This is a genomic window from Candidatus Electronema sp. TJ, assembly GCF_048287355.1.
Classification (GTDB): Bacteria; Desulfobacterota; Desulfobulbia; order Desulfobulbales; family Desulfobulbaceae; genus Electronema.
In genome coordinates, this window is record NZ_JBLWEP010000142.1 from 1 (window position 1) to 6,180 (window position 6,180).

Annotated in this window: 9 protein-coding genes; 3 read left to right on the forward strand and 6 right to left on the reverse strand. The window is 52.9% G+C overall.

Annotation, left to right across the window (positions count from 1 at the left end):
- Together proC and ACNKID_RS09840 are read left to right on the forward strand one after the other, a co-directional pair.
- A partial coding sequence (gene proC, locus ACNKID_RS09835; RefSeq protein WP_417913254.1) for a pyrroline-5-carboxylate reductase occupies positions 1-614 on the forward strand: 614 nt, incomplete at its 5' end.
- 8 nt (positions 615-622) lie between these two features.
- Complete coding sequence (locus ACNKID_RS09840; protein WP_417913255.1) at positions 623-1,495, forward strand: NAD(+)/NADH kinase; 873 nt, start codon at positions 623-625, stop codon at positions 1,493-1,495.
- A 6-nt stretch (positions 1,496-1,501) separates the two neighbouring features.
- Here the strand turns inward: ACNKID_RS09840 and ACNKID_RS09845 are convergent, their stop codons facing one another.
- The 6 genes from ACNKID_RS09845 to ACNKID_RS09870 form a co-directional block, all read right to left on the reverse strand.
- Positions 1,502-1,813 carry a DUF3368 domain-containing protein gene (locus tag ACNKID_RS09845; protein ID WP_417913256.1) on the reverse strand — a complete coding sequence of 104 codons (312 nt, stop codon included), beginning with the start codon at positions 1,811-1,813 and terminating at the stop codon, positions 1,502-1,504.
- 136 nt (positions 1,814-1,949) lie between these two features.
- A complete protein-coding gene (locus tag ACNKID_RS09850) occupies positions 1,950-2,177 on the reverse strand; it encodes a UPF0175 family protein (RefSeq protein ID WP_417913257.1) in 228 nt (75 codons plus the stop codon).
- Positions 2,178-2,314: 137 nt separating this feature from the next.
- Positions 2,315-2,863: a protein adenylyltransferase Fic gene (gene fic / locus ACNKID_RS09855; protein WP_417913258.1), complete on the reverse strand. Its 549-nt coding sequence runs from the start codon at positions 2,861-2,863 to the stop codon at positions 2,315-2,317.
- Complete coding sequence (locus ACNKID_RS09860) at positions 2,860-3,249, reverse strand: toxin-antitoxin system TumE family protein (protein ID WP_417913259.1); 390 nt, start codon at positions 3,247-3,249, stop codon at positions 2,860-2,862. Before ACNKID_RS09860 ends, fic begins: the two co-directional genes overlap by 4 nt.
- Positions 3,224-3,529 carry a hypothetical protein gene (locus ACNKID_RS09865; RefSeq protein ID WP_417913260.1) on the reverse strand — a complete coding sequence of 102 codons (306 nt, stop codon included), beginning with the start codon at positions 3,527-3,529 and terminating at the stop codon, positions 3,224-3,226. The genes ACNKID_RS09860 and ACNKID_RS09865 overlap by 26 nt, the downstream gene beginning before the upstream one ends.
- A 106-nt stretch (positions 3,530-3,635) precedes the next feature.
- Positions 3,636-4,697 (reverse strand): restriction endonuclease, encoded by a 1,062-nt coding sequence (locus ACNKID_RS09870; RefSeq protein ID WP_417913261.1) that lies wholly within the window; start codon positions 4,695-4,697, stop codon positions 3,636-3,638.
- A gap of 592 nt (positions 4,698-5,289) precedes the next feature.
- Between ACNKID_RS09870 and ACNKID_RS09875 the strand changes: the two genes are divergently transcribed.
- The coding region (locus ACNKID_RS09875) for a DUF4469 domain-containing protein (protein WP_417913262.1) at positions 5,290-6,180 on the forward strand (891 nt) is incomplete at its 3' end.

Here is a 6,180-nt window from a genome sequence, read left to right on the forward strand (position 1 = left end):
TCATCATCCTTGCGGTCAAGCCGCAGATCATGGAGCCGGTGCTTCAGCTTTACCGTGAGCACCTTGGGCCGGGGCATCTCCTCATCTCCATCGCTGCGGGCGTGACCATCAGCCAGATGGAACGCGGCCTCGGCGGCAGTGCCATGCGCATCATCCGGGTGATGCCCAACACGCCCGCGCTGGTTTTAGCCGGGGCATCGGCGATGAGCGGCAACAAGAACGCCAGCCGCGAGGACATGGCCCTCTGCGGGCAGATCTTCTCGGCAGTCGGCACCTGCGTGGAGGTCGCGGAGAACCTGCTGGATGCCGTCACCGGCCTGAGCGGCTCCGGGCCGGGCTACGTCTTCACCTTCTTGGAGGCGCTGATCGACGGCGGCGTGCTGGCGGGCATTCCCCGTCCTTTGGCCGAGCAGCTTGCTCTGCAAACCCTCTACGGTTCGGCCAAATTGGCCTTGGAAACCGGCGAGCCTGCGGCGGTGCTGAAAGGCCGCGTCACCTCGCCGGGCGGCACCACCATCGCTGGCCTCCAGGTCATGGAGCGCGACGGCCTGCGCGGCACGGTGATGGCCGCAGTCAAGGCCGCAACAGACCGCTCGAAAGAGCTGGGCAAGTAGGCCAGCGCATGAACATCCGCCGCGTCGGCATCATCATCCGCAAGGATTCTCCGGCGGTGCGGCAGGCCGGGCTGAAGCTGGCGGACTGGTTCGGCCAGCGCGGCGTGCAGGCCGAGCTGGACCGGATCGAGCCGGACATGGACATGCTGACCATCCTTGGCGGCGACGGCACCCTGCTGCACGTGGCCGAGCAGGCGGCGCGGCTGGAGATTCCGGTCATCGGCATCAATCTGGGCAACCTCGGCTTTCTCACCGAAGTGGCGGCTGAAGAAATGCACCCGGCCTTGGAGGAAGTGCTGGCCGGGCGGGTGCAGATTGAAGAGCGGATGATGCTGCGGACGCAGCTCTTGGACAGCGGCGGCACCCCGCTTGACCGGCCCCGTTTCGCCCTCAACGAGGCGGTGATTCTCAAGGGCAGCACTGAGCCGCTGCTGCGCCTCTGCTGCTGGGCCGACGAAGACTACGTCGCCACCTACAAGGCCGACGGCCTGATCATCTCCACGCCGACCGGCTCCACCGCCTACAACCTCTCCGCAGGCGGCCCAATCGCCCACTCTGGCCTGCACGCCATCCTGCTTACGCCGATCTGCCCCTTCATGCTCGAATCGCGGCCAGTGCTGCTGCCGCCGCAGGCCAAAGTCACGGCCAAGCTCGCCCAGCCTGCCGACAAGGTCAAGGTGATGGTGGACGGCGCGCTGACAGCGGTCTTGCAGGAAGGGCAGTTCCTCGCAGTCGAGGCGGCGGCCAAGCCTCTGCGCCTGATCAGCTCTCCCCACAAAGGCTATTTCGCCATCCTCCGCAGCAAGCTCAACTGGGCCAGCTGCGACTGCGGCAATCCCCTTCCTTCCTGCATCCGCGCCGCCTCCGCAGCAGCCGAGTAGCAGCGCTCATTCTCTTGCCTGTTCGAGAAGAGCGTCCAGAAGCGTCGCGCTGAATCTGAAGTTCGTCTCTCTGATTTTGACAACAACAGGACGAAGTGCTGGCAATATCCCGGCCAGTTTCGCCTGCAAAAGGAGGCCAAGGGTTCCTGAATATCTCAGATGAAGTCGTTCCGCAACCTTTCTGCCCTTGAGATCGTCAATGATCAAGATGGACCGGGCAGTTTCCAGAGACAAGGCGATGGCACTTGCTTCACCGGCATCAAGATCCATTTCCAGCAGATTTTGGCACTGCGTGTTCTCAGGCTCTTTGACCTCCATCCAGTCCGGCAGCTCCTCGCCGTATTCCTCTTGTATCGTCGGAGTGATATAAACTTTTTCGCAAAGACGGCGCAGCAGGTCAATTGCATCAATCTTGCCCAGAAGGATCAGACAGCTGGTGTCAGCAATGACAATTTCAGAACTGTGCCGCATCGCGCAGGATATCCGCCGGATGGTGATTGATCAGCGAAACATTGTAATCCGCCAGAATCTCTGCGAAGGCCCTTTTGGAAAGCTCGGCAAGTTCAGCCGCCTGACCCAAGGACAGTTTTCCTGCCTCATACATCTTTGCAGCCAGAAACCTCTTGGTCTCCCGCACATTGAGCTGTAGACGCTCCGGTATGGTTATTGTGCATTGCGACATGATGCGCTCTCCTTGACAACTTCCTCATTGCTGAACAGATTGCTGGAGCGTTCCTGAAACGCTTGACAGGATCAGACTGCCTGCGTACACCGTTTGCGCGGGGGGCGGAAAATCTTTCGCCCCCTGCCGCCGTACAGCTACTTTCTGCTCCCATACCCTTCGTAATAATAGGATTGCTCTATCCCTTTAAAGATAATTTCCCGGTCGTCAATCTTCCCGGTCAAGTTGGCTGAGAGGAGGGTTCTGATCTCCAAATCATTGACCGGGCTTCTCTCCATCGCCTGCAAATACAGCGTCTTGTCCACATGCTGCCAGTTGACCACTTTCCTCAGCCGCGCTTTCAGGATCATATCCAGCCAGATGCGCATTGCTCTGCCGTTTCCTTCCATGAAAGGATGAGCAATGTTCATCTCCACATACTTGGCGATGATTTGCTCAAAGGCCGCCTCCGGCATCTGCTCAATCTTGACTAAGATTTCATTCAGATACAGCGCGTTGGCAAACCTGAAATTCCCTTTCGAGATGTTGTTTGCCCGTATCTTTCCGGCAAAATCATACAGTCCCTGAAAGAGCTGCTGGTGGATTTGCTGTAGGCCCTTTGTTGTGCCAATTTCAAAGGTGTCAATATCGCCGCTTTCAAAGAGACGATATGCGTTGCGGAGACTTTGCTTGTCGGCATGTCTCATGTGCATTCCGAAAAATAGGTCTTCATAATTTCTTCCAGCACATCCTGTAAATGAGGAATTTCTGAGTGAAGAGTCGCATCGGGCGTATGCTTATGATCATTAAAACCGAGCGCAGGTTTGTGAGCGGCATTGTCATATCGAAAACGCAACTGCGCCTGAGCATCCTGATAATGAAACGAATACGTCTTCTTGTCGAGACAGAAGCGGAGATCAAGATATTCTTTGAAAAAGAGTGCTGACCCGTCAAGAAAGACCAGCTCACCTTTCACAAATCCGATCTTCTCTGTCCGAATGTCCGTCATCACATCGGATGAGATGATCAGTCCGGTTTCGGCACAGTCTGCAATAGTACTGTTGATATCAGTCAGATACTCTTTGAGCAACATATTCGATATTGTTCAGGAGGTGCAGTTCTTCCCGGATAGCCTCTCGAAGCTGAAGTTCTCCCATCCAGCTGACATATTCGTCATCGCCGCCGTCCAAGTCTTCTGCGGCGCAGTCGTTCATGAACTGTTCTGAATCAATATGATATTTTGACTCAAACTTCTGAATTGCCTGCTCCGTCTTGCGCAGCCCTATTTCAATCCGTTTCACTTTTGCCGCAATGGCTGATTGGATGATGGGAAGCGCATGCTGTTGATCTGATATAACTTGGAGCTGCACCATATTTTCTCTCCTTTTCTATTTGTCTATTCTCTTGCCTGTAAATAACAGCCGTGCAAGGCGCGGCCCCCACACTAAAAATGGTGCAGGGCAGGCACACTGCAAGGCTTCACAGCATTTTTTTTGATAGCCCTTCTGTCATTATTTCTATCAATTTCTGACGCAAAATTAATTCAATCGGAATGCCAAGTTCTTTTTCCAGATCATATTTTGCATTGTCAAAAGCAATGGTTTTACTCTCAGCAGTAGTCATTATGACTCCAAGTATTATTTTACCCTCTTTGCTGTAGCATTCATGTGCCTCCTTTATCTGTCCAAGAACGGTCTCGTTAATTTCACCAGTATAATTTTTGACTTGCACCACAATTAACCATGGTATTTCTCCGAAGAAGTTTTCTATCTGCAATACAATATCAGCACCATATTCATATGGACCACCAGTCCATCTAACATTTACGCCTGGATATAATTGGCTCAGTACAGTTTTTATAGGCTCCTCCCACTCAGATGCTTGAAAATGCTGATCAAGCTGAGATGCTAATTCATCTTGCAATGATTTTGTTGCTTTCAATAAAGCATTTTCCCAGGCAATGCTTAGCTTAGCTTCACCAGATGAAGCAGTACCTAAATCTTTTCCTTTGTCGTAGCAAGAAATAAGTTTTTCAATATGTTCCTTATACGTATCTAAATTCCACATACGCATAGGTGTGCGAAGAGTCGAGCGGAGATCAGCATGAACATTTTCATTGAATTTGTTGATCCCATCTAGAGTTATAAGTTTTACAGGCAAGACATGTCCATAATCATGGTGAAGATTGTTAATGTCTGTTTTTTTATTTAGTGTAAGCATGTTGAAGACATATCTTTCAGACACCTCAGCAAGACAGAATGAATTCTGCTTCGGCAAGTTTGGTGTCAAGATAATATCCCCTATCTGGATACTATCTTCAGCATCGGACAACATTCTTAAATTACGCAAGGACTCTTTTTGAATATCAGATAATCGATTCCACCATTTTCCTCCTTTGTCTATTTCTGATTGAATCAGAAATAAATTTTGGCTTTCATCGTAACCCCATCCTTGTCTCAATTTTCCATTTTTTAATTCTTCAAATATAATTTCCTGATTGTATTTATCTGTACGAATAGCCCAAAATCTTCTATCTCTCATTTTTTAAATCCATGTCATCTGTTGATGATGTGCAGACAGTATTAACAAGAGAAAACTCTCCATGCTGTTGGCAGTAAAAAATACAGAAATTTTCCGCTTATCACTGTCCGCCTGCCCCTTCTCCCGCACCATACTCTATAACCACAAATATTGCACACAAAAACAGCAAGGCAGGCAGGCTGTGGAGAGCGGAGCGTCTTTCAGCGTCTTGCGCAGGCCGCACCTTAAGCAAGGGCGAAAAGTTTTTCGTCCCTACTGTGCCGCTGCACACGAACCGCCGCATTTGTATTTTCTCTGAGCCTGCTCACCGTCGGACGCTGAGCCTGCTCACCGTCGGACGGTGAGCCTGCTCACCGTCGGACGCTGAGCCTGCTCACCGTCGGACGCTGAGCCTGCTCACCGTCGGACGCTGAGCCTGCTCACCGTCGGACGCTGAGCCTGCTCACCGTAAGCCGGACATGCTTTGCGCGCGTATTTCAGTTTTACTGATTTTGCCTCTTGCGCTGTCGGTTTAAAAGATTTACTCTGAAAACAAACAGGTGCTGCTGTCTGGCGGCATCTAAGTGTTCATTTCAGCATAAAGGAGCGCGTCATGCCGATCCAGTATAAGATCATCCCGAACTACCTGACCAATCCTCCCTCCTACACTGCGCGGCCTGTTGCCCAGAAGACGCTGGGTTATGACGAGATGGCGGCGCAGATCAGTCTGCATAACCCGACTATTCCAGAAGCCGTGGCTAAGGCCGTGCTGCAGGCTTTCCGCAGTGAGGTGGTGCGCCAGCTTGCCGACGGCAACACGGTCAACCTCTCAGGATTCATGTCTTTTGTCATCTCCATGCCTGTCCGTCTGGCGCAGCCGACTGACGACCTGCCGCCCAATCCTGTTGATGTCAGGGCCAAGCCGTCTGTGGTGCTGAAACAGGAGGTCTCGCAGCAGGCGACCTACATGCGCCTGCCGTATTCGGAGAAGTCGCCTGACATCATTGCGGCGCGTGACACAAACACCGGTCTTGCCAACTGGATACGCCCGGACTACGGCCTGCGTCTGGACGGCTCGAACATCGGCTTTGACGCGGCGGATCCAGAGCAGGGGGTTTTTCTGACTGACGCTGACGACAACACGGCGCAGCAGACCAAGCTCAGCCTGAACGAGCCGTCAAAAATCATCATCACGCCGGATTTCACAGGCTTATCGTCAGTGTCGCCCAATGTGGAGAAGATCATTTCCGTGCGGTCGCGCTACACAGAAAACGGCCAGCTGCGGATAGGCGAATATTCCAAACGCCTGCGCTCGACCAACGTTGTCACGACAGCGCAGCCGCGCATCTTCGTTGTCGGCGACAGTTCGGACGCGCCGCTGCTGGTGACGGACTATCCCGGCCTTCAGGGCATGTGCCGGTTTGAGGCGGTGTACCGGACAGACGGACAGATTTCCTTGGCTGTCGGCCCGCTGACAGGACCGCTTGGGCCGGAAGTGATAATT